This window comes from Pseudomonas sp. HUK17 (assembly GCF_001566765.1).
Genome location: NZ_LSMW01000012.1, coordinates 69,350 through 94,714 on the forward strand (window position 1 = coordinate 69,350; position 25,365 = coordinate 94,714).

Below are 25,365 nucleotides of genomic sequence, written 5' to 3' on the forward strand. Positions count from 1 at the left end.
TATCTTTCGTGAGCCAGTCCAAGCCCACCGTGCGCACCTTCCAAGACTTGATCCTGGCCTTGCAGCAATACTGGGCCGAGCAGGGCTGCGTGGTACTTCAGCCCTATGACATGGAAGTTGGCGCCGGTACCTTCCACACCGCCACCTTCCTGCGCGCCATCGGTCCCGAGACCTGGAACGCCGCCTATGTGCAGCCCAGCCGCCGCCCCACCGACGGCCGCTATGGCGAGAACCCCAACCGCCTGCAGCACTACTACCAGTTCCAGGTGGTCCTCAAGCCCAACCCGGACAACTTCCAGGAGCTCTACCTGGGCTCCCTGGCCGCCATCGGTCTGGATCCGCTGGTGCACGACGTGCGCTTCGTCGAGGACAACTGGGAATCGCCCACCCTGGGCGCCTGGGGTCTGGGCTGGGAAGTCTGGCTCAACGGCATGGAAGTCACCCAGTTCACCTACTTCCAGCAGGCGGGCGGTATCGAGTGCTATCCGGTGACCGGCGAGATCACCTATGGCCTCGAACGCCTGGCCATGTACCTGCAGGGCGTGGACTCGGTCTATGACCTGATCTGGGCCGACGGCCCCTTCGGCACCGTGACCTACGGCGACGTCTTCCACCAGAACGAGGTGGAGCAGAGCACCTACAACTTCGAGCACGCCAATGTGCCCAAGCTGTTCGAGCTGTTCGACTTCTACGAGTCCGAGGCCAATCGCCTGATCGCCCTGGACCTGCCGCTGCCCACCTACGAGATGGTGCTCAAGGCTTCCCACACCTTCAACCTGCTGGACGCCCGCCGCGCCATCTCGGTGACCGAGCGCCAGCGTTACATCCTGCGCGTGCGCACCCTGGCGCGCAGCGTCGCCCAGGGCTACTTCAAGGCCCGTGCCCGCCTGGGCTTCCCCCTGGCCACCCCGGCGCTGCGTGACGAGGTCCTGGGTCGCGACGATGTCCAGGCGCTGCTCAAGGAGGGCGAATGATGAGCACCACTCTGGATTTCCTGGTCGAACTGGGTACCGAAGAACTGCCGCCCAAGGCGCTCAAGACCCTCGGCGACAGCTTTCTCGCCGGCATCGAGAAGGGCCTCAAGCAGGCCGGTCTAGGCTATGCCAGCGCCCGCGCCTATGCCGCGCCGCGCCGCCTGGCCGTGCTGGTCGAAGCCCTGCAGACCCAGCAGCCCGAGCGTAGCGTCAACCTAGACGGCCCGCCGCTCCAGGCCGCCTTTGGCGCCGATGGCCAGCCGACCCAGGCCGCCCTGGGCTTCGCCCGCAAGTGCGGCGTCGACATCAGCGCCATCGATCGCAGCGGCCCCAAGCTGAGATTCTCCCAGAGCATCCCCGGTCAGCCCGCCGCCGCGCTGCTGCCCGGCATCGTCGAAGCCTCCCTCGCCGAGCTGCCGATTCCCAAGCGCATGCGCTGGGCCGCCCGCCGCGAGGAATTCGTCCGGCCGACCCAGTGGCTGGTGATGCTGCTCGGTGACGAGGTCATCGACTGCGAGATTCTCACCCGCCGTGCCGGCCGTGAGTCCCGCGGCCATCGCTTCCATCATCCCGATGCCGTGCGCATCAGCGCCCCGGCCCACTACGCCGCCGACCTGCGTGCCGCCCATGTGCTGGCCGACTTCGCCGAACGCCGCCAGCTCATCGAATCCCGCGTGGCCGAACTGGCCGCGGCGGAGCAGGGCAGCGCCGTGGTGCCGCCCGCGCTGCTGGACGAGGTGACCGCCCTGGTGGAATGGCCGGTGCCGCTGGTGTGCGCCTTCGAGGAACGCTTCCTCGAGGTGCCCCAGGAAGCCCTGATCACCACCATGCAGGACAACCAGAAGTACTTCTGCTTGCTGGACGCCCAGGGCAAGCTGCTGCCGCGCTTCATCACCGTGGCCAACCTGGAGAGCAAGGATCCGGCGCAGATCGTCAGCGGCAACGAGAAGGTGGTCCGCCCCCGTCTCACCGACGCCGAGTTCTTCTTCAAGCAGGACCAGAAGCAGCCGCTGGAAAGCTTCAACGAGCGCCTCAAGAACGTGGTCTTCCAGGCCCAGCTCGGTACGGTCTACGACAAGGCCCAGCGCGTCGCTGCCCTGGCCGCGTTCATCGCCGAACGCATCGGCGGTGATGCCGAGCGCGCCCACCGCGCCGGCGTGCTCGCAAAGTGCGACCTGGCCACCGAGATGGTCGGCGAATTCCCCGAGATGCAGGGTATCGCCGGCTACTACTACGCCAAGAAGGGCGGCGAGGCGGAAGACGTGGCCCTGGCGCTCAACGAGCAGTACATGCCGCGTGGCGCTGGCGCCGAACTACCGCAGACCCTGACCGGTGCGGCCGTGGCCCTGGCCGACAAGCTCGACACCCTGGTCGGCATCTTCGGCATCGGCATGCTGCCCACCGGCAGCAAGGATCCTTTCGCCCTGCGCCGTCAGGCCCTGGGCGTGCTGCGCATCCTCATCGAGAAAGGCCTGGAGCTGGATCTGCCGGCCGCCGTCGCCTTCGCCATCGGCGGCTACGGCGAGCGGGTCAAGGCCGCGGGCCTGCAGGAGCAGGTGCTGGACTTCGTCTTCGACCGGCTGCGCGCCCGCTACGAGGACGAAGGCATCGACACCGCCGCCTACCTGGCCGTGCGCGCCCTGCGCCCGGCCTCGGCGCTGGACTTCGACCAGCGCGTCCAGGCCGTGCAAGCCTTCCGTCGCCTGCCCGAAGCCGAAGCCTTGGCCGCCGCCAACAAGCGCGTCTCCAACCTGCTCGGCAAGTTCGAAGGTCAGGTCGCGGCCCAGGCCGATGCCGCCCTGTTCGAGACCGACGCCGAGCGCACCCTGGCCGCCGCCATCGCCGACGCCGAGCGGGATGCCGCGCCCCTGGCCGAAGCCCGCCGTTACCGCGAAGCCCTGGAACGCCTGGCCAGTCTACGCGCCCCGGTAGATGCCTTCTTCGACGAGGTGCTGGTCAACGCCGAGGACGAGCGCGTCCGCGCCAATCGCTACGCGCTGCTCGCCCACCTGCGCGGCCTGTTCCTCGGCATCGCCGACATCTCGGTGCTGGGCTAGGCATGAAGCTGATCGTGCTGGACCGCGACGGCGTCATCAATGTCGATTCCGATGACTACGTGCGCAGCGCCGAGCAGTGGCAACCGCTGCCCGGCAGCCTTGCTGCCATCGCTCGGCTGAACCGGGCCGGCTGGCAGGTGGCCGTGGCCACCAACCAGTCCGGTCTGGCCCGGGGCTATTTCACGAAAGATGACCTGGCGGCCATGCACGAGAAGCTGCAACGCTTGCTGGCCGAGGAGGGCGGTCGGGTCGACCTGATCCTCTACTGCCCCCATGGCCCGGAAGCGGGCTGTAACTGCCGCAAGCCGCTGCCCGGCCTGTTCCGCGCCATCGCCACCCAGTATGGGCTCCCTGATCTCGCGGGAGTCCCCGTGGTCGGCGACAGCCTGCGCGACCTGGAAGCCGGCGTGGCCCTGGGCTGCACCCCCTATCTGGTGCGCACCGGCAAGGGCGAGCGCACCCTGGCCAAGCCTTTACCAGCCGGCACCCAGGTCTTCGCCGACCTGGCCGCGGTGGCTGATCACCTGCTCGAGGAAACGCGCTGATGCGGCTCTTGCGTACCCTGTTGTTCTACGTGCTGCTGGGGACCAGCGGCATCCTCTGGTCCTGCGTCAGCCTGCTGATCGCGCCCTTCCTGGCCTATCGCGCCCGCTATCGGCTGGTGGTCAAGGCCTGGACCGGCTTTGCCGTCTGGCTGGCCAAGGTCATCTGCGGCATTCGCTACGAGATCGACGGCCTGGAAAACGTCCCGGCGCAGCCCTGCGTGATCGTGGCCAACCACCAGAGCACCTGGGAAACCTTCTTCCTGTCCGCCCAGTTCGAACCCACCTCCCAGGTGATCAAGCGCGAGTTGCTGCGGATTCCCTTCTTTGGCTGGGCCTTCTCGCTGCTCAAGCCCATCGCCATCGACCGCGACAACGGCAAGCTGGCTCTCCAGCAGCTGACCGAGCAGGGCGGCCGCTACCTGGCCCAGGGCTGCTGGGTACTGATCTTTCCCCAGGGCACGCGCATCGATTACGGTCAGATGGGCAAGTTCTCCCGCGGTGGCGCCGCCCTGGCCTGCAGCCTGAACGTGCCCATCCTGCCCATCGCCCACGATGCCGGCGCCTACTGGCCCAATCGTTCCTGGATCAAGTCGCCGGGAACCATCAAGGTCAGCATCGGCCCCTTGCTCTATCCCCAGGGCCAGGATCCCCGCGCCATTGTCGATCTCAATGCCCGCTGCTTCGCCTTCATCGAACAGGCCCTCGCCCCCAAGCCCGACGCCAGCCCAGTCGAGCGCTGCGTCGCCTGATCGCCAGGCCGCAAGGCCTGGCTGTTTCCGACAGTTTTCCTCGCGTTTCCCACAGACTTATCCACAGGACATCCTGAGGTTTTCCTGCGCCCTGATCGTGGGCCGCTACCGCGAATCCCCTGTCATCCACAAGTACCAATAAGCTTATTCCCAGGCTTATCCACAGGATCGCCCGTTATAGCCTGTGTCTCTATGCCGCATGGCACGGCCTCTTTGTGCTGCTTTACAGGCTTTGCGAAAAGCAGCTGAGGAAAACTATCCACAAAACCTCTGGCTATAAGATGAGTGGCAATCCTTCCCAGGGAACGAAACGGCATCTTCGTCTAGCTAGAATGTTTTCCACAAAAAAGCCCCGCATGGCGGGGCTTGTGCATAACCGCTGGAATCAGACGTCGAGGTTCGACACCGCCAGGGCATTGCTCTCGATGAAATCGCGACGCGGCTCCACGTGATCGCCCATCAGGGTGTTGAAGATCTGGTCGGCCGCCACGGCGTCCTCGATGGTCACCTGCAGCATGCGACGCACGTTCGGGTCCATGGTGGTTTCCCACAGCTGATCCGGATTCATCTCGCCCAGGCCCTTGTAGCGCTGGATGTTGAATCTCTTGCTGGTCTCGACCATCAGCCACTCCCAGGCTTCCTTGAAGGTGCTGACCGGGCGACGGCGTTCGCCGCGCTTGGCATAGGCGCCTTCTTCCAGCAGGTTGTCCAGCTGGGCAGCCAGCTCGGTCACCAGGCGGTAATCGTTGCTGCCGAAGAAATCCCGGTTGAAGGTCACGTAGCTGGACAGGCCGTGGGCCCGGGTCTCGACCTCCGGCAGCCACAGGCTGCGCTCGCGATCTTCGCGCAGGCTCAAGGTGTAGGTGGTGCCATTGCGCTCGGCGGCCTTCAGGCGCGTCTCGAGAGTGGCTAGCCACTCGCGCATGGCCGCCTCGTCACCCAGCTGCTCCACGCCCACGCGGGGCAGGTACAGCAGGTGTTCGCTGACGTCGGCCGGATACAGCCGCGACAGACGCTTGAAGGTCTTCATCACCTGGCGATAGCTGTTCACCAGCTTTTCGAGCTCCACACCGGACAGACCCGGGGCGTTCTCGTTGACGTGCAGGCTGGCTTCCTCCAGGGCGGTCTGGGTCAGGTATTCCTCCATCGCCTCGTCGTCCTTGATGTACTGCTCCTGCTTGCCACGCTTCACCTTGTACAGCGGCGGCTGAGCGATGTAGATGTAGCCCCGCTCGATCAGCAGCGGCATCTGGCGGAAGAAGAAGGTCAGCAGCAGGGTACGGATGTGCGAGCCGTCGACATCAGCATCGGTCATGATGATGATGTTGTGGTAGCGCAGCTTGTCGATGTTGAATTCTTCGCGACCGATGCCGCAGCCCAGCGCGGTGATCAGGGTGCCCACCTCCTGGGAGGAGAGCATCTTGTCGAAGCGCGCCTTCTCGACGTTGAGGATCTTGCCCTTGAGCGGCAGGATCGCCTGGGTGCGCCGATTGCGGCCCTGCTTGGCCGAACCACCGGCGGAGTCACCCTCCACGATGTAGAGTTCGGACAGCGCCGGATCCTTTTCCTGGCAATCCGCCAGCTTGCCGGGCAGGCCGGCGATGTCCAGCGCGCCCTTGCGGCGAGTCATCTCCCGCGCCTTGCGCGCCGCTTCCCGGGCCCGGGCCGCGTCGATCATCTTGCCGACCACCGCCTTGGCCTCGTTGGGATTCTCCAGCAGGAAGTCGGAGAAGTGCTTGCCCATCTCCTGTTCCACCGCGGTCTTCACCTCGGAGGAAACCAGCTTGTCCTTGGTCTGGGAAGAGAACTTGGGATCCGGCACCTTGACCGAGATGATGGCAGTCAGGCCTTCGCGGGCGTCGTCACCGGTGGTGGCCACCTTGAACTTCTTGGCCAGGCCCTCGGCCTCGATGTAGCTGTTCAGGTTGCGCGTCAGCGCCGAACGGAAGCCGGCCAGATGGGTGCCGCCGTCGCGCTGGGGAATGTTGTTGGTGAAGCAGAGGATGTTTTCGTTGAAGCTGTCGTTCCACTGCAGGGCCACTTCCACGCCGACGCCATCGTCGTCGCGCTGCACCTGGAAGTGGAACACCTCGTTCACCGCGGTCTTGTTGGTGTTCAGGTAGTCAACGAAGGCGCGCAGGCCGCCTTCGTACTTGAACAGCTCTTCCTTGCCGCTGCGCTCGTCGCGCAGGACGATGCCGACGCCGGAGTTGAGGAAGGACAGCTCGCGAATCCGCTTGGCCAGGATGTCCCAGCTGAACTGGATGTTGTTGAAGGTCTCGGCCGAAGGCTTGAAGTGCACCTGGGTACCGGTGGTGTCGGTCTCGCCGATCACCGCCAGCGGCGCCTGGGGTACGCCGTGGACATAGACCTGCTCCCACACCTGGCCGGCACGGCGAATGGTCAGCCGCAACTCCTCGGACAGGGCGTTCACCACTGAGACGCCCACGCCGTGCAGGCCGCCGGACACCTTGTAGGTGTTGTCGTCGAACTTACCGCCGGCGTGCAGCACGGTCATGATGACCTCGGCCGCCGAGACGCCTTCTTCCTTGTGGATGTCCACCGGGATGCCGCGACCGTTGTCGCGCACGGTGATGGACTCGTCCATGTGGATGGTGATGCTGATCTCGCTGCAGAAGCCGGCCAGGGCCTCGTCGATGGAGTTGTCCACCACCTCGAAGACCATGTGGTGCAGGCCGGTGCCGTCATCGGTATCGCCGATGTACATGCCGGGGCGCTTGCGCACGGCATCCAGTCCCTTCAGCACCTTGATGCTGGAAGAGTCGTAGGTATTGGTCTCGCTCATGCTTGGCTCCCGCTAGTGTGGGTCTGCTTGATATGGCCGTGTTCCACGTGAAACACGCTGACCTCTGTCTCCGGCCGCCAGGCGGCCTGTAGCGTCTCGCGCTCGACACAGGTGATGAAGACTTGGCACTCCAGTGCCTCCAGCAGCCGGCACAAGGCCAGCCGGTGTCCCTCGTCCAGTTCCGAAGGCAGGTCGTCGATGAGATAGACGCACTGGCCCCGCTTGACCTGGTTGACCAGCCGCCCCTGGGCGATGCGCAGTGCGCACACCACCAGCTTCTGCTGGCCGCGCGACAGGATGTCCGCCGCGTTGTGGTTGCCGATGCGGATCCGCAGGTCGGCGCGCTGGGGACCGGCCTGGGTATGCCCCAGCTGCAGATCCCGTGGCAGACTGTCTGCCAGCACCTCGCGCAAATCGCGCTCGCGGTCCCAGCCGCGGTAGTAACTCAGGGTCAGGCCATCGAGCTGGATCAGCTCGGCCAGCACCGCGGTGAACTCCGGCTTCAGACGCTGGATATAGGCCTGGCGAAAGCCATCGATCTCGCCGCTGGCCAGGGCCAGTTCCTGATCCCAGGCGGCCTGCGCCGCAGGGTCGATTTTACCACGTCTGAGCCAGTGATTTCGCTGCCTGAGCGCCTTTTGCAAGCGTTGCCACAGGGGCAGGAAACGCTGTTCCTCGTGGAACACGCCCCAGTCGAGAAACTGCCGTCGGATCTTGGGGCTGCCTTCGAGCAGCCGGAAGCCATCGGGGTTGATCAGCTGCAGCGGCAGCACCTCGGCCAGCTGCGCCGCACTACGGGCATTCTCGCCGTTGATGCGGATCTGGTAGTCGCCACCGCGCTCGCGCTGGATGCCCAGGTTGCAGTCCTGGCCACCGGGCAGCCGCACCTGGCCAAACACCGTGCAGCTGGCCTGCTCATGCTGGATGACCGGCGCCAGCTTGGTACTGCGAAAGGAGCGGGCCAGTCCCAGCAGGTGGATGGCTTCCAGCAGGCTGGTCTTGCCGCTGCCGTTGGCGCCGTGCAGCAGATTAACCCGTGGCGAGGGTTGAAGCGCGACCGCCTGCAGATTGCGCAGGCGGTCGGCGTTGAAGCGGATCAGCGTCATCGAGCGGCGATCAGAGGCGCATCGGCATCACGACATAGGAGGAATCGTCGTTGCCCGCCTCCTGCAACAGCGCACTGCTGCTGGAATCGGACAGGGTGATGCGCACCTGGTCGGTGGTCATCACGCCCAGCACGTCGAGCAGGTAGCTGACGTTGAAGCCGATCTCCAGGCTGCCGCCGTCGTAGTCGACCTGCAGTTCTTCCTCGGCTTCTTCCTGCTCCGGGTTGTTGGCCTGGATCTTCATGAAGCCGTTTTCCAGCTGCAGGCGGATGCCCCGGTATTTCTCGTTGGAGAGAATGGCAGTGCGGCTGAAGGCCTCGCGCAGGTGCTGACGCTCGCCCAGTACCAGCTTGTCGCCATGCCGTGGCAGGACGCGCTCGTAATCGGGGAACTTGCCGTCCACCAGCTTGGAGGTAAAGGTGAAGTCGCCGGTGGTGGCGCGGATATGGTGCTGGCCCAGGACCACGTTGACCGGCTCTTCCGGTTCGGTGAGCAGGCGCGACAGCTCCAGGATGCCCTTGCGCGGCACGATGACCTGGTGCTTCTCGGCCTGGTCGACATCGGCCTCCAGCATGCACATGGCCAGGCGGTGACCGTCGGTGGCCACGGCGCGCAGGCGTCCGGTGCTGGCTTCCAGCAGCATGCCGTTGAGGTAGTAGCGCACGTCCTGCTGGGCCATGGCGAAGCCGGTGCGCTCGATCAGACGGCGCAGGCGACCCTGGGGAATGCTGAACTTCAGCGAGCCCGGACCTTCTTCCACGGTGGGAAAGTCGTTGGCCGGCAGGGTGGACAGGGTGAAACGGCTGCGTCCGGCACGGATCAGCAGCTTCTGTTCCTCGGTGCGGATGTCGATCAGCGCATCGGGCTGCAGGCTCTTGCAGATGTCCATCAGCTTGCGCGCCGGCACGGTGATCTCACCGGCTTCGGCGGCTTCTTCCAGATCGACCCGGCCAACCAGCTCGACTTCCAGGTCGGTACCGGTCAGCGATAGTCGCTGGCCTTCCACGACCAGGAGTACGTTGGACAGCACCGGCAGCGTTTGCCGACGTTCCACGACACCGGCCACCAGCTGCAGCGGTTTCAACAGGGCTTCGCGTTGAATGGTGAAATGCATGGTCAGGTCCTTGCCAGGGCCGCGTCCGTCAGGTGGTCAGGGTACGCAGCAGGTTCTTGTAATCCTCGCGAATATCCGCGTCGGATTCCCGAAGTTCGGCGATCTTGCGACAGGCATGCAACACCGTCGTGTGATCGCGTCCGCCAAAGGCGTCGCCGATTTCCGGCAGGCTGTGGTTGGTCAGCTCCTTGGACAGCGCCATGGCGACCTGCCGCGGCCGGGCGACCGAACGCGAGCGGCGTTTGGACAGCAGATCGGCGATCTTGATCTTGTAGTACTCGGCCGCGGTGCGCTGGATGTTGTCGATGCTGACCAGCTTGTCCTGCAGCGCCAGCAGATCCTTGAGCGATTCGCGGATCAGCTCGATGGTGATGTCCCGGCCCATGAAGTGGGCATGGGCGATCACCCGCTTGAGTGCGCCTTCGAGTTCCCGCACGTTGGAGCGGATGCGCTGGGCGATGAAGAAGGCGGCGTCGTGGGGCAGGTCGACCTTGGCCTGGTCGGCCTTCTTCATCAGGATCGCCACCCGCGTCTCCAGCTCCGGCGGCTCCACGGCCACGGTGAGACCCCAGCCGAAGCGCGATTTGAGCCGCTCTTCCAGGCCGTCGATCTCCTTGGGATAGCGGTCGCTGGTGAGGATCACCTGTTGTCCACCTTCGAGCAGGGCGTTGAAGGTGTGGAAAAACTCTTCCTGCGAACGCTCCTTGCGGGCGAAGAACTGGATGTCGTCGATCAGCAGCGCATCCACCGAACGGTAGAAACGCTTGAATTCGTTGATGGCGTTGAGCTGCAGCGCCTTGACCATGTCGGCGACGAAGCGCTCCGAATGCAGATAGACGATCTTGGCGTTCGGATTGCGCTTGAGCAGGTGGTTGCCCACCGCGTGCATCAGGTGGGTCTTACCCAGACCCACGCCCCCATAAAGGAAGAGCGGGTTGTAGCCGTGCTTGGGATTGTCCGCCACCTGCCAGGCCGCGGCGCGGGCCAGCTGGTTGGACTTGCCCTCGACGAAGTTCTCGAAGGTGAAGGTCCGGTTCAGATAGCTGGTGTGCTTGAGCGCACCCTCCACCTGCACGGTACGCTCGGTCTTGACCGCCGGCTCGTCGGCCTCGGCCAGTTCCGCGGTCACGTCTTCCAGGGCAACGCCCGCGGTGACGATATCCGACTGGATCGGTTGTGGCGCCTGCACCGGGGGTGGCAGCGGACTGCTCTGGCTGCTGGGCGTCTGGGCCGGGCGCGGCTTGTTGCTGCGCTTGCTGCCGATCAGCAGGGAAAGCACCGGCGCGATGCCGTCGTCGGCATGTTCCTCGAGCAATTCGAGGATACGGCTCAGGTACTTCTCGTTGACCCAGTCGAGCACGAAGCGGTTGGGCGCGAACACCCGCAGCTCATCCCCTTCCGCTTCCACCTGCAGTGGCCGGATCCAGGTATTGAATTGTTGCGAAGGCAGCTCGTCGCGCAGCACATCCACGCAACGTTGCCAGAGTTCGACCGACACAGCGTCTCCCAAGAACTGGAGCGGCCCGGACGGGCCATGAGCAAACGCCCATTGTATCCCTCCCCACCCAGGTTATCCACATGGCCACGCAGTTTCCCGGTAGATAGCCGTTACGGCCATCAGGAGCAGACCCATGACCGTCAGCTCTGTGGATAACGCCGTCTGACCTCTCTGGACATCCCGGGGCTTTTTGTTGTGGATAATCGTGCTGTGCGTAACAGGTCTGCTTATCCACAGCCTCTCAGCAGGCAGAGCACCCGAATTGCACCTGTTGAAAACAGACTTTCCGTTCCCGCTCAGCGCAGAGGCCATCTGCCCTGGCACGATCTATCCACAGAAATCCGCTGCACCATACATATTCACTTCAACAGTCTTTTAAAACCTTCTGACCTGTTGATTTTATTTGCCCGGTCTCCTGTCAGCCGGTGCTGGTTGGAAATTGACCTGCATCGAGGCTTTCTCTAGAATCGCCGGTCTCTTTGCGCGGGGCACTCATGCCTTGCCGCTTTCACCTAGGTAAAAGTCCATGAAACGCACCTTCCAACCCAGCACCCTGAAGCGCGCCCGTGTCCACGGTTTCCGTGCTCGTATGGCAACCAAGAACGGCCGTCAGGTTCTCGCCCGTCGCCGTGCCAAAGGCCGCAAGCGTCTGGCGATCTGATTGCCCGGTCAGGTGGTGAGTCAGGGTTTCGGTCGGGACAGGCGCTTACTGAGCTCCCAACAGTTCCAAGCGGTCTTTGACTCTCCCACCCACAAGGCATCCGGCAAGCACCTGCTGCTGCTCGCCCATGCCAATGGGCTCGACCATTCCCGTCTGGGGTTGGTCATCGGCAAGAAGAGCGTCAAGCTTTCTGTCGAGCGCAATCGCATCAAGCGGGTCATCCGAGATTCCTTCCGTCTGAATCAGGACCGCCTGGGCAGCTTCGATCTGGTCTTCGTCGCCCGCAAGGGACTTGGCGAAGTCGACAATCCCGAATTGCACGATCAGCTGCTGCAACTGTGGAAACGTCTCAATCGCCAGGCGAGCAAGACCGTTGCCCACCCAACCGACAGTCCCGACGGTGCTCATGCGTAAACCGGCCCTGCTGCTGATTCGCTTCTACCGTTATGCCATCAGCCCCATGATGGCCAGTCACTGTCGTTTCTATCCGACCTGTTCCGGTTACGCCCTCGAAGCCATCGAGCGCCACGGGCTGCTGCGTGGTGGCTGGCTGACCACACGGCGACTGTGCCGGTGCCATCCCTGGCACTCAGGCGGATATGATCCCGTTCCTCCCGCAAAGACCCCAGCCCCGACCTCTTCGATGGCCGAGTAAACATGGATATCAAGCGCCCGCTACTCATTGCCGCCTTGGCGATCGTGTCCTACACCCTGGTTTTCCAGTGGAACAAGGATTACGGCCAGGCCGATCTGCCCACGGCCAAGACGCAGACCAGCGTCCTGCCGGGTGACACTCCCAACGTGCCCACCGATGTTCCCGCTGACGCCAAGGCTGCGGCGCCGGTGGACAACTCGACCACTCAGGCAAGCACTGCGCTCATCAAGGTACGTACCGACGTCCTGGATCTGGCCATCGATCCTCGCGGCGGCGACATCGTCCAGCTCGGTCTGGTGCAGTACCCCCGCCGTCAGGATCATCCCGACGTGCCCTTCATGCTGTTCGACAACGGCAACGAGCGTCTCTACCTGGCCCAGAGCGGCCTGACCGGTGCCAACGGTCCCGACGCCAACAGCGCCGGGCGTCCGCTGTACACCTCGGCCCAGTCCAGCTACGTGCTCGCCGATGGCCAGCAGCAGTTGGTGGTGGATCTCAAGTACCAGGCCAACGGCGTCGACTACACCAAGAGATTCACCTTCCACCGGGGCCTGAAGGTCGATTGCTCGGACGCCGAGAAGGCGCAGAAGAAGATCACCTGCATCAACCCGGACGCCTACCAGATCCAGGTCAGCTACCTGATCGACAACCAGAGCGCCAACGCCTGGAACGGCGTGCTCTACGCCCAGCTCAAGCGGGACAAGAGCGGCGATCCCTCGGCGACCACCGCCACCGGCGTGTCCACCTACCTGGGCGCCGCCGTCGGTACCCCGGCCGAGCCCTATCGCAAGGTGTCCATGAGCGACATGGACAAGAATCGCCTGCAGGAAGCCGTGCAGGGTGGTTGGGTCGGCTGGCTGCAGCACTACTTCGTCACCGCCTGGGTGCCGAACAAGGACGAGCAGCACCAGATCACCACCCGCAAGGACGCCCAGGGCAACTACATCGTCGGCTTCACTGGTCCGCAGTTCAGCGTGCCGGCGGGTGGCAAGGGTGAGACCTCGCTGACCCTCTATGCCGGTCCGAAGATCCAGGAGCACCTCAAGACCCTGTCCCACGGTCTGGAGCTGACCGTCGACTACGGTTTCCTGTGGTTCATCGCTCAGCCGATCTTCTGGTTGCTGCAGCATATCCACAGCATCCTGGGTAACTGGGGCTGGTCGATCATCGTCCTGACCATCATCATCAAGCTGCTGTTCTTCCCGCTGTCCGCCGCCAGCTACCGCTCCATGGCGCGCATGCGCGCCGTCGGTCCGCGACTGCAGGCGCTCAAGGAGCAGCATGGCGACGATCGCCAGAAGATGTCCCAGGCGATGATGGAGCTGTACCGCAAGGAGAAGATCAATCCCCTGGGTGGCTGCCTGCCCATCGTGGTGCAGATGCCGGTGTTCCTGGCGCTGTACTGGGTGCTGCTGGAAAGCGTCGAGATGCGCCAGTCGCCCTGGATGTTCTGGATCACCGACCTGTCGGCCAAGGATCCCTTCTTCATCCTGCCGATCATCATGGGCGCCACCATGCTGGTGCAGCAGATGCTGAACCCGGCACCGCCGGATCCCATGCAGGCCAAGGTCATGAAGATGATGCCCATCGTCTTCACCTTCTTCTTCCTGTGGTTCCCGGCCGGTCTGGTGCTGTACTGGATCGTCAACAACTGCCTGTCGATCCTGCAGCAGTGGTACATTACCCGGAAGATCGAGGCGGCCAGCAAGAAGGCCTGACCTCGCTCACCCTGTCCACACGACGCCCCTTGATTGGGGCGTCGTGCTTTCTGGAGGATCGTCATGTCCCTGCCTTCCGACAGCATCGCCGCCATCGCCACCGCCACCGGGCGCGGCGGGGTCGGCATCGTCCGCGTCTCCGGTCCCCTGGCCGCTCCCCTGGCGCGGGCGATCTGCGGCCGTGAGCTGCCGCCTCGGCATGCCCACTACGGCAACTTCCTCGCCGCCGACGGCAGCGTGCTGGACGCCGGCATCGCCCTGTTCTTTCCCGGCCCCAACTCCTTCACCGGCGAAGACGTGCTGGAACTCCAGGGCCACGGCGGTCCGGTGATCCTCGATCTGCTCCTGCGCCGCACCCTGGAAGAGGGCGCCCGCCTGGCCCGCCCGGGGGAATTCAGCGAACGCGCCTTTCTCAACGACAAGCTCGATCTGGCCCAGGCCGAGGCCATCGCCGACCTCATCGAGGCCAGCACCGAACAGGCGGCGCGCAATGCCCTGCGCTCGCTGCAGGGCGAATTCTCGCGCCGGGTGGAAAGCCTGGTCGAGCAGCTGATCCGCCTGCGCATCTATGTCGAGGCCGCCATCGACTTTCCCGAGGAGGAGATCGACTTCCTCGCCGACGGCCGCGTGCAGGGCCTGCTGGAGGGCGTCCAGGCCGAGCTGCACGAGGTCCAGCGCGAAGCCAATCGCGGCGCCCTGCTGCGCGATGGCATGACCGTGGTGATCGCCGGCCGTCCCAATGCCGGCAAGTCCAGCCTGCTCAATGCCCTGGCCGGTCGCGAAGCCGCCATCGTCACCGACATCGCCGGCACTACCCGGGATGTCCTGCGCGAACATATCCACATCGACGGCATGCCGCTGCATGTGGTCGATACCGCCGGCCTGCGCGACACCACCGACCGGGTCGAGCAGATTGGCGTCCAGCGCGCCCTGGACGCCATCGCCGGCGCCGATCGGGTGCTGCTGGTGGTGGATGCCAGCGCGCCGGAAGCCCGGGATCCCCAGGCGCTCTGGCCGGAGCTGCTGAGCACCCGGCCGCCGCTGGACAAGCTGACGGTGATCCGCAACAAGGCCGATCTCACCGGCGAGGTTACCGGCCTGCTGGCCACCAGCGAACCGGTCGAGATCGCCCTCAGCGCCACCGATGGCGGCGGTGTCGAAGCCTTGCGCGAGCACCTCAAGGCCTGCATGGGCTTCGAGCAGACCACCGAGGGCGGCTTCAGCGCCCGGCGGCGTCACCTGGATGCCCTGCAAAGAGCCGCCAGTGCCCTGGACCATGGCTATCGTCAGCTCACCCTGGCCGGCTCCGGCGAGCTGCTGGCCGAAGACCTGCGCCAAGCCCAGCAGGTGCTCGGCGAGATCACCGGCGCTTTCAGCTCCGACGACCTGCTCGGCCGCATCTTCTCCAGCTTCTGCATCGGCAAGTAATTTCCCGCCCGCCGTTCCAGGCCTGTGCAAGGCAGGCCTTGACTGTCCTCATCTCTCCCTTCCAGAGCCCTGTTGATAACCCTGCCTGAGGTCTGCCCATAAATCGGTGCACGAGCTGTCCATGACTGCGCATGTGGATAAACAGGCAAAGGCTCCACAGGATGCTGAGAGCTTGTATCCATCCACAGCACAAGACATGCACGGGGCTCAGGTTTTCCCCAGCTCAGTGCTGACGAGGGCTGGATAACCTTATCCACAGCGAAGTGCCTGCATATACATAAGCTCTATATCAGTCCTTTTAAAATTTTCTTCCCTATTGTTTATATTGGAGGTCTCTCTTGACGGCTGGTCATTTTTTGGCCAGAACCCCTTCTGCAAGAGCCGCTCAGGCCTTATACTTGCCGGCTTTCCTTTGAATTCCTGCCAACAGGCACGAGGTGCGTGGTGGACTTTCCTTCCCGTTTCGACGTCATCGTGATCGGCGGCGGCCATGCCGGTACCGAAGCGGCCCTGGCGGCCGCTCGCATGGGTGTGCGCACCCTGCTGCTCACGCATAATGTGGAAACTCTCGGCCAGATGAGCTGCAACCCCGCCATTGGCGGCATCGGCAAGAGCCATCTGGTCAAGGAGATCGATGCCCTGGGCGGCGCCATGGCCGCGGCCACGGACCTCGCCGGCATCCAGTTCCGCATTCTCAACAGCCGCAAGGGACCTGCCGTGCGCGCCACTCGCGCCCAGGCCGACCGCGTGCTGTACAAGGCGGCCATCCGCCATACGCTGGAAAACCAGCCGAACCTGTGGATATTCCAGCAGGCCTGTGACGACCTCATCGTCGAAGGCGATCGCGTCGCCGGCGTGGTCACCCAGATGGGCCTGAAATTCCATGCCGACAACGTGGTGCTGACCGCCGGGACCTTCCTCGGTGGTCTTATCCACATCGGCCTGCAGAACCACAGTGGTGGACGAGCGGGCGATCCGCCGGCCATCGCCCTGGCCCAGCGCCTGCGGGAACTGCCACTGCGGGTATCGCGGCTGAAGACCGGTACGCCACCGCGCATCGACGGCCGCTCGGTGGATTTCTCGGTGATGACCGAGCAGCCCGGGGATACCCCCCTGCCGGTGATGTCCTTCCTCGGCAATCGCGAGCAGCATCCCCAGCAGGTCAGCTGCTGGATCACCCACACCAACGCCCGCACCCACGACATCATCCGCGCCAACCTGGATCGTTCGCCCATGTACTCGGGCGTGATCGAAGGGGTAGGGCCGCGCTACTGCCCGTCCATCGAAGACAAGATCCATCGCTTCGCCGACAAGGACAGCCATCAGGTCTTTCTCGAACCCGAGGGCCTGACCACCCACGAACTCTATCCCAACGGCATCTCCACCTCGCTGCCCTTCGATGTGCAGCTCGAGGTGGTGCGTTCCATGCGTGGCATGGAGAACGCCCACATCCTGCGGCCCGGCTACGCCATCGAATACGACTTCTTCGATCCGCGGGATCTCAAGTACAGCCTGGAGACCAAGGTCATCGCCGGGCTGTTCTTCGCCGGCCAGATCAATGGCACCACCGGTTACGAAGAAGCCGGCGCCCAGGGTCTGCTCGCCGGGGCCAACGCCGCGCTGCGCGCCCAGGGCCGTGAAGCCTGGTGTCCGCGCCGCGACGAGGCCTACCTCGGCGTCCTGGTGGATGACCTCATCACCCTGGGCACCCAGGAGCCCTACCGGATGTTCACCTCGCGCGCCGAGTACCGGCTGATCCTGCGCGAAGACAACGCCGACCTGCGCCTGACCGAAAAGGGCCGCGAGCTGGGCCTGGTGGACGACCAGCGCTGGGCGCTGTTCGAAGCCAAGCGCGAGGGCATCGTCCTGGAAGAGCAGCGTCTCAAGGCCACCTGGATCCGTCCGGGAACGCCCCAGGGCACGGCGGTCGCCGAGCGTTTCGGCACGCCGCTCAATCACGAATACAACCTGCAGAACCTGCTGGCCCGGCCGGAGATCGACTATGCCGGCCTGATGGCCGCGGTGGGCGAGACGCCGGCCGAGACCCAGGTCGCCGAGCAGATCGAGATCAAGACCAAGTACGCCGGCTACATCGATCGCCAGCAGGACGAGATCCAGCGACTGCGCGCCAGCGATGCCGTGGCGCTGCCCGCGGAGCTCGACTACGCCAGCATTTCCGGACTGTCCAAGGAGATCCAGCACAAGCTGGCCCAGGCCCGTCCCGAGACCCTGGGGCAGGCCTCGCGCATTCCCGGCGTCACGCCAGCGGCGGTCTCGCTGCTGCTGATCCACCTGAAGAAGCGCAGCGCCGGTCGCAGCCTGGAGCACAGCGCCTGATGGCCAGCGCGATCCAAGCCAACGAACTGCGTCAGGGCGCCGAGACCCTCGGCGTGGCCCTGACCGCCGCCGTGGAAGAGCGGTTGCTGGGCTACCTGGACCTGCTGGTCAAGTGGAACAAGGCCTACAATCTCACCGCGGTGCGCGATCCCAACGAGATGGTCTCGCGGCACCTGCTGGACAGCCTCAGCATCGTCCCCTACGTAGGCGCGGGGCAGTGGCTGGACGTAGGCAGCGGCGGCGGTATGCCGGGCATTCCCCTGGCGATCCTCTTTCCCGAGTCGCGCTTCACCCTGCTCGACAGCAACGGCAAGAAGACCCGCTTCCTGACCCAGGCCAGGATCGAACTGGGCCTGGCCAATCTCGACGTGGTCCACGCCCGCGTCGAGGCCTACCAGCCTGCCGCGCCCTTCACCGGCATCGTCTCGCGGGCGTTCAGCGCCATCGACGACTTCGCCACCTGGACGCGCCACCTGGGCGACAACCAAACACAGTGGCTGGCGATGAAGGGGCTGCACCCCGACGACGAACTGGCCAAGCTACCAGCGGATTTCCAAGTTGCGGCGGCGCACGTCCTCGCGGTTCCCGGTTGCCAAGGCCAGCGGCACTTGCTGATACTGCGCCGCACGAACGGAGAGGGGTAAGGCGGTACATGGCCAAGGTTTACGCGATAGCCAACCAGAAGGGCGGGGTGGGCAAGACCACCACGTGCATCAATCTCGCCGCTTCTCTGGCCGCCACCAACCGGCGCAAGGTGCTGCTGATCGACCTCGATCCCCAGGGTAACGCCACCATGGGCAGTGGGGTGGACAAGCATGCCCTGGAGCATTCGGTGCTGGACGTCCTCACCGGCGCCTGCGGTCTGCTCGACGCCATGCACTTCTCCGAGCACGGCGGCTACCAGCTGCTGCCCTCGAACCGCGACGTCACCGCCGCGGAAGTCGAGCTGCTGGAGATGAGCGGGCGTGAGAGTCGCCTACGCGACGCCCTGGCCCCCGTGCGGGACAACTACGACTACGTGCTCATCGACTGCCCGCCGTCGCTGTCCATGCTGACCATCAACGGGCTGGTGGCCGCCGACGGCGTGATCATCCCCATGCAGTGCGAATACTTCGCCCTGGAAGGCCTGACCGATCTGATCGGCAGCATCCAGCACATCGCCCAGCGGTTGAATCCGCAGCTCAAGATCGAAGGCCTGCTGCGCACCATGTTTGATCCGCGCATCGGCCTGGCCAACGACGTTGCCGCCCAGCTCAAGCAGCACTTCGGCGACGAGCTCTACGAAACCATCATTCCGCGCAACGTCCGCCTGGCCGAAGCCCCCAGCTACGGCATGCCCGCGCTGGTCTACGACAAGAGCTCCAAGGGGGCCGCGGCCTATCTGGAGCTGGCCAGCGAGCTGGTCAAACGTCAGCGTAAGGCGGCTCGCGTCGCCAAGACTGCCTAAGGAATCCCCATGGCTGTGAAGAAACGAGGTCTGGGCCGCGGTCTCGACGCCCTGCTCGGCGGTGCCAGCGTCAAGGTCCTGCAGGAGCAGGCCGCCGCCACCCCGGTCAGCGAACTGCAATCGCTGCCGGTGGACATCATCCAGCGCGGCAAGTACCAGCCGCGCCGGCACATGGATCCGACCGCTCTGGAAGAGCTGGCCAACTCCATTCGCGTCCAGGGGCTGATGCAGCCCATCGTGGTGCGTGCCATCGGCGAAGGCCGTTACGAGATCATCGCCGGTGAACGCCGCTGGCGTGCCAGCCAGCAGGCCGGCCTGGACCGCATCCCCGCCCTGGTGCGCGATGTGCCCGACCAGGTGGCCATCGCCCTGGCGCTGATCGAGAACATCCAGCGGCAGAATCTCAATCCGCTGGAAGAGGCCATGGCCCTGCAGCGGTTGCAGGACGAATTCGAGCTGACCCAGGCCCAAGTGGCCGAAGCCGTCGGCAAGTCGCGCTCGGGCGTGACCAATCTGCTGCGCCTGCTGGCGCTGGCCGAGGACGCCAAGGACCTGCTGGCCAAGGGCGAGCTGGAAATGGGCCATGCCCGGGCGCTGCTCGGTCTGCCCAAGGCCCGCCAGGCCGAAGGGGCGCGGCACGTTGTCGCACGGGGTCTCACCGTCCGCCAGACCGAGGCCCTGGTGCGCCAGTGGCTCAGCGGAACGGAGCCGGTTGAGAAGGCACCAGCCGTGGATCCGGACATCAGCCGTCTGGAGCAGCGTCTGGCCGAGCGTTTGGGCGCCAACGTGCAGATCCGCCATGGCGAGAAGGGCAAGGGTCAACTGGTGATCCGCTATACCTCTTTGGACGAACTTCAAGGCGTACTGGCGCACATTCGCTGACACAAATGCCTTCCGGCAATAAAGGCAATCTGTCCGGGGTGGCTTGAACCACCCCTGGCGCGCCCCTATACTTTGCCCGCTTTTTGTCGGCACAAAGCATGCCAGTGAAAACAACTATTAAGCCGACACCAGAGGACTTCGAGCCGATGGACCGCCGCACGCCCAAACGCCTGCCCTTCCATCATCAGCCTGCCTTTCGCCTGCTGCTCGTCCAACTGGCTGTCGCGTCGTGTGCCGCCGTTGTCTTGTATTGCTTCGTCGGTAAGGTCGCCGGTTATTCCGGATTGTTGGGTGGGCTGATTGCCTGGCTGCCCAATCTGTATTTTTCGTTCAAGGCGTTCCGCTATCGCGGCGCCCATGCCGCCCGAGACATCGTCCGTTCTTTCTACTCGGGCGAGGCGGGCAAACTGATTCTCACGGCAGTGCTCTTTGCACTGACGTTTGCCGGGGTAAAACCGCTTTCGGCTCCTGCACTGTTCGGCGTCTATCTGTTGACGCTGATGGTCAATGCTGGCGCGCCCTTGCTACTGAAAAAACCGACTAGACCTTAAGGCATTCGAGGCACACATGGCAGCAGACTCCGCTTCGGGCTACATCCAGCACCACCTGCAGAACCTGACCTATGGTATGCATCCGGTGAACGGCTGGAGCTTCGCCCACACCCCCGCTGAAGCTAAGGAAATGGGCTTCTGGGCCTTCCACGTGGACACCCTCGGCTGGTCGGTCGCCCTCGGCCTGATCTTCCTGGTGCTGTTCCGCAGCATCGCCAAGAAGGCCACCAGCGGTCAGCCCGGCGGCCTGCAGAACTTCGTCGAAGTGCTGGTGGAATTCGTCGACGGCAGCGTCCGTGACACCTTCCATGGCAAGAACGCCCTGATCGCGCCCCTGGCCCTGACCATCTTCGTCTGGATCTTCCTGATGAACCTGATGGACCTGGTGCCGGTGGACTGGCTGCCGTCCGTGGCCGGCATGCTGTTCGGCGAGCACACCTACTTCCGCGTGGTGCCCACCACCGACCCGAACGCCACCCTGGGCATGGCCCTGTCGGTGTTTGGCCTGATCATCTTCTACAGCATCAAGATGAAGGGTCTCGGCGGTTTCTTCGGCGAGCTGACCCTGCACCCCTTCAGCAGCAAGAATCCGCTGCTGCAGATCATCCTGATTCCGATCAACTTCCTGCTCGAATTCGTCACCCTGATCGCCAAGCCGATCTCGCTGGCACTGCGACTGTTCGGCAACATGTATGCGGGCGAGCTGATCTTCATCCTGATCGCCATCATGTTCGCCAACGGTCTGGCACTGGGCGGTCTGGGTATCGTGCTGCAGTGGGCGTGGGCGGTGTTCCACATCCTCATCATCACCCTGCAGGCCTTCATCTTCATGATGCTGACCATCGTCTACCTGTCGATGGCGCACGAAGAAAGTCACTAAGGAATGGCTTCCGGACGCTGCTGACGGCGTCCGGGGGCGGTTCTGCCGTGAGTCCCGGAGGACCTCGTCCGCCGGGTAACTTGGGAAAACTTTTTCGCTTCAACCTTAACCAAGACGACTAAAAAAGTCGGGAGGAAAGATGGAAACTGTAGTTGGTTTGACCGCGATCGCCGTTGCTCTGCTGATTGGCCTGGGCGCTCTGGGTACCGCCATTGGCTTCGGTCTGCTGGGTGGCAAGTTCCTCGAAGGCGCCGCTCGTCAGCCGGAAATGGTTCCGATGCTGCAAGTCAAGATGTTCATCGTCGCCGGTCTGCTCGACGCCGTGACCATGATCGGTGTTGGTATCGCCCTGTTCTTCACCTTCGCTAACCCCTTCGTTGGTCAGATCGCCGGCTGATCACCCTCGCGGGTGTAGGCAGGACTGATGGACAACGAACGAGCGAGGTGTTGGCGTGAACATTAATGCAACCCTGATAGGCCAGTCCGTTGCCTTCTTCATCTTCGTGCTCTTCTGCATGAAGTACGTGTGGCCGCCGATCATCTCGGCGCTGCGTGAGCGTGAGAAGAAGATTGCCGATGGCCTTGACGCTGCCAACCGCGCGGCTCGTGATCTGGAAGTGGCACAGCAGCAAGCCAACCAGAAAGTGAACGAAGCCAAGGGCCAAGCAGCCGAGATCATCGAGCAAGCCAACAAGCGTGCCGCTCAGATCGTCGAGGACGCACAGGCCAAGGCCCGTGCCGAAGGCGACCGGATCAAGGCGCAGGCTCAGGCGGAAATCGAGCAGGAAATCAACACCGCGAAGGACGCTCTGCGTGCTCGCGTCGGCGTGCTGGCCGTGGCCGGCGCCGAGAAGATCCTCGGATCGACCGTTGATGCCAATGCTCATGCCCAGTTGGTCGACCGACTGGCAGCGGAAATCTAAGCGAGGCCACCAATGGCAGAACTGAACACGCTGGCCCGGCCCTATGCCAAGGCGGCTTTCGAGTTCGCACAGTCCCAGCAGCAGCTGACCCAATGGTCGGCCGCGCTCGGGCTGCTCGCCGCGGTATCCCAAGATGGGACCGTGCGCCAGCTGCTTCAGCAGCCGCAGTTGACTGCGGACGCCAAGGCCGGATTGCTCATCGACGTATGTGGCGATCAGCTGGATGCACAGTCCCAGAACTTCGTTCGGACCGTGGCAGAAAACAACCGGATCGACCTGTTCCCGGCCATCGCCGAGATCTACGAGGCGTACAAGGCCGAGCAGGAAAAATCCATCGAGGCGGAAGTCACCAGTGCTTTCGCCCTGAGCGAAGAACAGCAAGACAAACTCGCCAAGGCTCTCAGCGCAAGGCTAGGTCGACACGTGCGACTTAATGCATCCGAGGATGCGAGCCTGATCGGTGGTGTGGTTATCCGCGCCGGCGACTTGGTAATCGATGGCTCCGTTCGCGGCAAGCTCGCGCAACTGGCCGAAGCGTTGAAACCTTGAGTTTGAAGGGGCAGTAGCATGCAGCAACTCAATCCTTCCGAAATTAGTGAAATCATCAAGGGTCGCATCGACAAGCTCGACGTGACCTCGCAAGCCCGCAACGAAGGCACCATCGTCAGCGTGTCTGACGGTATCGTGCGGATCTTCGGTCTGGCCGACGTCATGTACGGCGAAATGATCGAATTCCCCGGCGGCATCTACGGTATGGCGCTGAACCTGGAGCAAGACTCCGTCGGCGCCGTGGTCCTGGGTAGCTACCTGGGTCTGGCCGAAGGCATGAGCGCCAAGTGCACCGGCCGCATCCTGGAAGTCCCGGTCGGTCCGGAACTGCTGGGTCGCGTCGTCGACGCCCTGGGCAACCCCATCGATGGCAAGGGTCCGCTGAATGCCAGCGCCACCGACGCCGTCGAGAAGGTCGCGCCGGGCGTGATCTGGCGTCAGTCGGTCGACCAGCCGGTGCAGACCGGCTACAAGGCCGTCGATGCCATGATCCCGGTTGGTCGTGGTCAGCGTGAGCTGATCATCGGTGACCGTCAGATCGGCAAGACCGCCATGGCGATCGATGCCATCATCAACCAGAAGAACAGCGGCATCCGCTGCGTCTACGTCGCCATTGGTCAGAAGCAGTCGACCATCGCCAACGTGGTACGCAAGCTGGAAGAGAACGGCGCTCTGCACAACACCATCGTGGTGGCAGCCAGTGCGTCCGAATCGGCTGCCCTGCAGTTCCTGGCGCCCTACTCGGGTTGCACCATGGGCGAATACTTCCGCGACCGCGGTGAAGACGCCCTGATCGTCTATGACGATCTGTCCAAGCAGGCCGTGGCCTATCGCCAGATCTCCCTGCTGCTGCGTCGTCCGCCGGGCCGTGAAGCCTATCCCGGCGACGTGTTCTATCTCCACAGCCGTCTGCTCGAGCGCGCGTCCCGCGTCTCCGCCGACTACGTCGAGAAGTTCACCAACGGCGCCGTGACCGGCAAGACCGGCTCGCTGACCGCGCTGCCGATCATCGAGACCCAGGCCGGCGACGTGTCCGCCTTCGTTCCGACCAACGTGATCTCCATCACCGACGGCCAGATCTTCCTGGAAGCCGGCCTGTTCAACTCGGGCATCCGCCCGGCGGTCAACGCCGGTGTCTCGGTATCCCGTGTGGGTGGTGCGGCCCAGACCAAGATCATCAAGAAGCTGTCCGGCGGTATCCGTACCGCGCTGGCCCAGTACCGTGAACTGGCGGCCTTCGCCCAGTTCGCCTCGGACCTGGACGAAGCCACCCGCAAGCAGCTCGAGCATGGTCAGCGTGTCACTGAGCTGATGAAGCAGAAGCAGTACGCGCCCATGTCCATCGCCGAGATGTCCCTGAGCCTGTACGCCGCCGAGCGTGGTTTCCTGAGCGATGTGTCCCTGGACAAGATCGGTAGCTTCGAGCAGGCCCTGATCGCCTACTTCAACCGCGATCACGCCGACCTGATGGCCAAGATCAACGTGAAGGGCGACTTCAACGACGAGATCGACGCCGGCATCAAGGCGGGAATCGAGAAGTTCAAGGCCACGCAAACCTGGTAAGCCGCGACGGGGGCGCCAGCCCCCGTTTGCCAACCCGATAGGTGTCACATGGCAGGCGCAAAAGAGATTCGCGGCAAGATCGCGAGCATCAAAAGCACACAGAAGATCACCAGCGCCATGGAAAAGGTTGCGGTCAGCAAGATGCGTAAGGCTCAGGCCCGCATGGCTGCCAGCAAGCCTTATGCCGAGCGCATCCGCGCTGTGATCGGCCACCTGGCCAACGCCAACCCCGAGTACCGCCATGCCTTCATGGTGGAACGCGAGGTCAAGCGCGTCGGTTACATCGTGGTCAGCTCCGATCGGGGTCTGGCCGGTGGTCTGAACACCAACCTGTTCAAGGCTCTGGTCCGCGACATGAGCGACCAGCGCGGCAAGGGTGTGGAAATCGATCTGGCGGTGATCGGGGCCAAGGGTGCCTCCTTCTTCCGCAGCTTCGGCGGCAACGTGGTCGCGGCCATCAGCCACCTCGGCGAAGCCCCGGCGATCGGCGATCTGATCGGCAGCATCAAGGTGATGCTGGATGCCTACCTGAACGGCCGTATCGACCGTCTGTACGTGGTGTCCAACGTCTTCGTCAACACCATGACCCAAAAGCCGACCATCCAGCAGCTGGTGCCCCTGGTGCCGGCCGAGGGCGGTGAGCTGCAAGGCAAGCATTGGGACTATCTCTACGAGCCCGACGCCAAGACCCTGCTCGACGGTCTGCTGGTGCGCTACGTGGAATCCCAGGTGTACCAGGCCGTGGTCGAGAACGCTGCCAGCGAACAGGCCGCGCGGATGATCGCGATGAAGAACGCCACCGACAACGCCGGCGATCTCATCAAGGAGCTGCAGCTGGTCTACAACAAGGCTCGCCAGGCTGCGATCACCCAAGAAATTTCGGAAATCGTCGGCGGCGCCGCCGCGGTCTGACGGACAGCTT

The 25,365-nt window shown here is 64.0% G+C and carries 24 protein-coding genes; 20 read left to right on the top strand and 4 right to left on the bottom strand.

All coding sequences use genetic code 11. The annotated features are described in order from the left end of the window. Nucleotides 1–8: 8 nt before the first annotated feature. Genes glyQ through AX284_RS07310 form a run of 4 tightly spaced genes read left to right on the top strand, consistent with a single transcriptional unit; the run spans nt 9 to nt 4,325 of the window. Entirely contained in the window at nt 9–974 is a 966-nt protein-coding gene (gene glyQ, locus AX284_RS07295) for a glycine--tRNA ligase subunit alpha (protein WP_017641483.1), read from the top strand. Next, nucleotides 974–3,031 carry a glycine--tRNA ligase subunit beta gene (gene glyS / locus AX284_RS07300; protein ID WP_068384402.1) on the top strand — a complete coding sequence of 686 codons (2,058 nt, stop codon included), beginning with the start codon at nt 974–976 and terminating at the stop codon, nt 3,029–3,031. The genes glyQ and glyS overlap by 1 nt, the downstream gene beginning before the upstream one ends. 2 nt (nt 3,032–3,033) lie before the next feature. After that, nucleotides 3,034–3,576, top strand: coding sequence for a D-glycero-beta-D-manno-heptose 1,7-bisphosphate 7-phosphatase (gene gmhB / locus AX284_RS07305; protein WP_068384404.1), 543 nt, complete (start codon nt 3,034–3,036; stop codon nt 3,574–3,576). Further along, a complete protein-coding gene (locus AX284_RS07310; protein ID WP_068384406.1) occupies nt 3,576–4,325 on the top strand; it encodes a lysophospholipid acyltransferase family protein in 750 nt (249 codons plus the stop codon). The genes gmhB and AX284_RS07310 overlap by 1 nt, the downstream gene beginning before the upstream one ends. A gap of 385 nt (nt 4,326–4,710) precedes the next feature. Here the strand turns inward: AX284_RS07310 and gyrB are convergent, their stop codons facing one another. From gyrB to dnaA, 4 genes are read right to left on the bottom strand one after another with little or no spacing between them, the layout of a single operon-like run. Next, on the bottom strand, nt 4,711–7,131 hold the full coding sequence (gene gyrB / locus AX284_RS07315) for a DNA topoisomerase (ATP-hydrolyzing) subunit B (RefSeq protein ID WP_017641479.1): 2,421 nt from the start codon (nt 7,129–7,131) through the stop codon (nt 4,711–4,713). After that, on the bottom strand, nt 7,128–8,237 hold the full coding sequence (recF, locus tag AX284_RS07320; protein WP_017641478.1) for a DNA replication/repair protein RecF: 1,110 nt from the start codon (nt 8,235–8,237) through the stop codon (nt 7,128–7,130). The genes gyrB and recF overlap by 4 nt, the downstream gene beginning before the upstream one ends. Before the next feature lie 10 nt (nt 8,238–8,247). Next, nucleotides 8,248–9,351 (bottom strand): DNA polymerase III subunit beta, encoded by a 1,104-nt coding sequence (dnaN, locus tag AX284_RS07325; protein WP_007160136.1) that lies wholly within the window; start codon nt 9,349–9,351, stop codon nt 8,248–8,250. 28 nt (nt 9,352–9,379) lie between these two features. After that, entirely contained in the window at nt 9,380–10,849 is a 1,470-nt protein-coding gene (gene dnaA / locus AX284_RS07330; RefSeq protein ID WP_017641477.1) for a chromosomal replication initiator protein DnaA, read from the bottom strand. A gap of 526 nt (nt 10,850–11,375) precedes the next feature. Between dnaA and rpmH the strand changes: the two genes are divergently transcribed. The 16 genes from rpmH to atpG all read left to right on the top strand — a co-directional run bounded on the left by rpmH (nt 11,376) and on the right by atpG (nt 25,355). Next, a complete protein-coding gene (gene rpmH, locus AX284_RS07335) occupies nt 11,376–11,510 on the top strand; it encodes a 50S ribosomal protein L34 (protein WP_017641476.1) in 135 nt (44 codons plus the stop codon). Between the two features lie 12 nt (nt 11,511–11,522). Further along, nucleotides 11,523–11,924 carry a ribonuclease P protein component gene (gene rnpA / locus AX284_RS07340; protein WP_026083891.1) on the top strand — a complete coding sequence of 134 codons (402 nt, stop codon included), beginning with the start codon at nt 11,523–11,525 and terminating at the stop codon, nt 11,922–11,924. Next, nucleotides 11,917–12,165 carry a membrane protein insertion efficiency factor YidD gene (yidD, locus tag AX284_RS11720; RefSeq protein WP_081594596.1) on the top strand — a complete coding sequence of 83 codons (249 nt, stop codon included), beginning with the start codon at nt 11,917–11,919 and terminating at the stop codon, nt 12,163–12,165. Before rnpA ends, yidD begins: the two co-directional genes overlap by 8 nt. 2 nt (nt 12,166–12,167) lie before the next feature. Then, nucleotides 12,168–13,883, top strand: coding sequence for a membrane protein insertase YidC (gene yidC / locus AX284_RS07345; RefSeq protein WP_068384408.1), 1,716 nt, complete (start codon nt 12,168–12,170; stop codon nt 13,881–13,883). 63 nt (nt 13,884–13,946) lie between these two features. Next, a complete protein-coding gene (gene mnmE / locus AX284_RS07350) occupies nt 13,947–15,311 on the top strand; it encodes a tRNA uridine-5-carboxymethylaminomethyl(34) synthesis GTPase MnmE (RefSeq protein ID WP_017641473.1) in 1,365 nt (454 codons plus the stop codon). Between the two features lie 444 nt (nt 15,312–15,755). Continuing rightward, the gene (gene mnmG / locus AX284_RS07355) at nt 15,756–17,648 is read left to right on the top strand and encodes a tRNA uridine-5-carboxymethylaminomethyl(34) synthesis enzyme MnmG (protein WP_068384411.1); all 1,893 of its coding nucleotides are present in this window, start codon (nt 15,756–15,758) and stop codon (nt 17,646–17,648) included. Then, nucleotides 17,648–18,292 carry a 16S rRNA (guanine(527)-N(7))-methyltransferase RsmG gene (gene rsmG / locus AX284_RS07360; protein WP_068384413.1) on the top strand — a complete coding sequence of 215 codons (645 nt, stop codon included), beginning with the start codon at nt 17,648–17,650 and terminating at the stop codon, nt 18,290–18,292. The genes mnmG and rsmG overlap by 1 nt, the downstream gene beginning before the upstream one ends. A gap of 8 nt (nt 18,293–18,300) precedes the next feature. After that, the gene (locus AX284_RS07365; protein ID WP_007160127.1) at nt 18,301–19,095 is read left to right on the top strand and encodes a ParA family protein; all 795 of its coding nucleotides are present in this window, start codon (nt 18,301–18,303) and stop codon (nt 19,093–19,095) included. A 9-nt stretch (nt 19,096–19,104) separates the two neighbouring features. Continuing rightward, nucleotides 19,105–19,977: a ParB/RepB/Spo0J family partition protein gene (locus AX284_RS07370; protein ID WP_017641470.1), complete on the top strand. Its 873-nt coding sequence runs from the start codon at nt 19,105–19,107 to the stop codon at nt 19,975–19,977. Nucleotides 19,978–20,123: 146 nt separating this feature from the next. Continuing rightward, complete coding sequence (locus AX284_RS07375; protein ID WP_017641469.1) at nt 20,124–20,528, top strand: F0F1 ATP synthase subunit I; 405 nt, start codon at nt 20,124–20,126, stop codon at nt 20,526–20,528. 16 nt (nt 20,529–20,544) lie between these two features. Continuing rightward, nucleotides 20,545–21,408 (top strand): F0F1 ATP synthase subunit A, encoded by an 864-nt coding sequence (gene atpB / locus AX284_RS07380; protein ID WP_007160124.1) that lies wholly within the window; start codon nt 20,545–20,547, stop codon nt 21,406–21,408. Nucleotides 21,409–21,547: 139 nt separating this feature from the next. After that, nucleotides 21,548–21,805 carry a F0F1 ATP synthase subunit C gene (gene atpE / locus AX284_RS07385; protein WP_003097235.1) on the top strand — a complete coding sequence of 86 codons (258 nt, stop codon included), beginning with the start codon at nt 21,548–21,550 and terminating at the stop codon, nt 21,803–21,805. Nucleotides 21,806–21,860: 55 nt separating this feature from the next. Next, a complete protein-coding gene (locus AX284_RS07390; protein WP_007160122.1) occupies nt 21,861–22,331 on the top strand; it encodes a F0F1 ATP synthase subunit B in 471 nt (156 codons plus the stop codon). Nucleotides 22,332–22,343: 12 nt separating this feature from the next. Then, the gene (locus AX284_RS07395) at nt 22,344–22,880 is read left to right on the top strand and encodes a F0F1 ATP synthase subunit delta (protein WP_017641468.1); all 537 of its coding nucleotides are present in this window, start codon (nt 22,344–22,346) and stop codon (nt 22,878–22,880) included. Between the two features lie 18 nt (nt 22,881–22,898). Then, on the top strand, nt 22,899–24,443 hold the full coding sequence (gene atpA, locus AX284_RS07400; RefSeq protein ID WP_017641467.1) for a F0F1 ATP synthase subunit alpha: 1,545 nt from the start codon (nt 22,899–22,901) through the stop codon (nt 24,441–24,443). A gap of 48 nt (nt 24,444–24,491) precedes the next feature. Beyond that, nucleotides 24,492–25,355 carry a F0F1 ATP synthase subunit gamma gene (gene atpG / locus AX284_RS07405; RefSeq protein WP_007160119.1) on the top strand — a complete coding sequence of 288 codons (864 nt, stop codon included), beginning with the start codon at nt 24,492–24,494 and terminating at the stop codon, nt 25,353–25,355. Nucleotides 25,356–25,365 lie beyond the last annotated feature (10 nt).

What these genes read in the sequence shown, in the direction of transcription:
- glyS (WP_068384402.1), top strand. Translation starts at nt 974, where the DNA reads ATGAGCACCACTCTGGATTTCCTGGTCGAACTGGGTACCGAAGAACTG.
- gmhB (WP_068384404.1), top strand. Translation starts at nt 3,034, where the DNA reads ATGAAGCTGATCGTGCTGGACCGCGACGGCGTCATCAATGTCGATTCC.
- AX284_RS07310 (WP_068384406.1), top strand. Translation starts at nt 3,576, where the DNA reads ATGCGGCTCTTGCGTACCCTGTTGTTCTACGTGCTGCTGGGGACCAGC.
- gyrB (WP_017641479.1), bottom strand. Translation starts at nt 7,131, where the DNA reads ATGAGCGAGACCAATACCTACGACTCTTCCAGCATCAAGGTGCTGAAG.
- recF (WP_017641478.1), bottom strand. Translation starts at nt 8,237, where the DNA reads ATGACGCTGATCCGCTTCAACGCCGACCGCCTGCGCAATCTGCAGGCG.
- dnaN (WP_007160136.1), bottom strand. Translation starts at nt 9,351, where the DNA reads ATGCATTTCACCATTCAACGCGAAGCCCTGTTGAAACCGCTGCAGCTG.
- rpmH (WP_017641476.1), top strand. Translation starts at nt 11,376, where the DNA reads ATGAAACGCACCTTCCAACCCAGCACCCTGAAGCGCGCCCGTGTCCAC.
- yidD (WP_081594596.1), top strand. Translation starts at nt 11,917, where the DNA reads ATGCGTAAACCGGCCCTGCTGCTGATTCGCTTCTACCGTTATGCCATC.
- yidC (WP_068384408.1), top strand. Translation starts at nt 12,168, where the DNA reads ATGGATATCAAGCGCCCGCTACTCATTGCCGCCTTGGCGATCGTGTCC.
- mnmE (WP_017641473.1), top strand. Translation starts at nt 13,947, where the DNA reads ATGTCCCTGCCTTCCGACAGCATCGCCGCCATCGCCACCGCCACCGGG.
- rsmG (WP_068384413.1), top strand. Translation starts at nt 17,648, where the DNA reads ATGGCCAGCGCGATCCAAGCCAACGAACTGCGTCAGGGCGCCGAGACC.
- AX284_RS07365 (WP_007160127.1), top strand. Translation starts at nt 18,301, where the DNA reads ATGGCCAAGGTTTACGCGATAGCCAACCAGAAGGGCGGGGTGGGCAAG.
- AX284_RS07370 (WP_017641470.1), top strand. Translation starts at nt 19,105, where the DNA reads ATGGCTGTGAAGAAACGAGGTCTGGGCCGCGGTCTCGACGCCCTGCTC.
- AX284_RS07375 (WP_017641469.1), top strand. Translation starts at nt 20,124, where the DNA reads ATGGACCGCCGCACGCCCAAACGCCTGCCCTTCCATCATCAGCCTGCC.
- atpB (WP_007160124.1), top strand. Translation starts at nt 20,545, where the DNA reads ATGGCAGCAGACTCCGCTTCGGGCTACATCCAGCACCACCTGCAGAAC.
- atpE (WP_003097235.1), top strand. Translation starts at nt 21,548, where the DNA reads ATGGAAACTGTAGTTGGTTTGACCGCGATCGCCGTTGCTCTGCTGATT.
- AX284_RS07395 (WP_017641468.1), top strand. Translation starts at nt 22,344, where the DNA reads ATGGCAGAACTGAACACGCTGGCCCGGCCCTATGCCAAGGCGGCTTTC.
- atpA (WP_017641467.1), top strand. Translation starts at nt 22,899, where the DNA reads ATGCAGCAACTCAATCCTTCCGAAATTAGTGAAATCATCAAGGGTCGC.
- atpG (WP_007160119.1), top strand. Translation starts at nt 24,492, where the DNA reads ATGGCAGGCGCAAAAGAGATTCGCGGCAAGATCGCGAGCATCAAAAGC.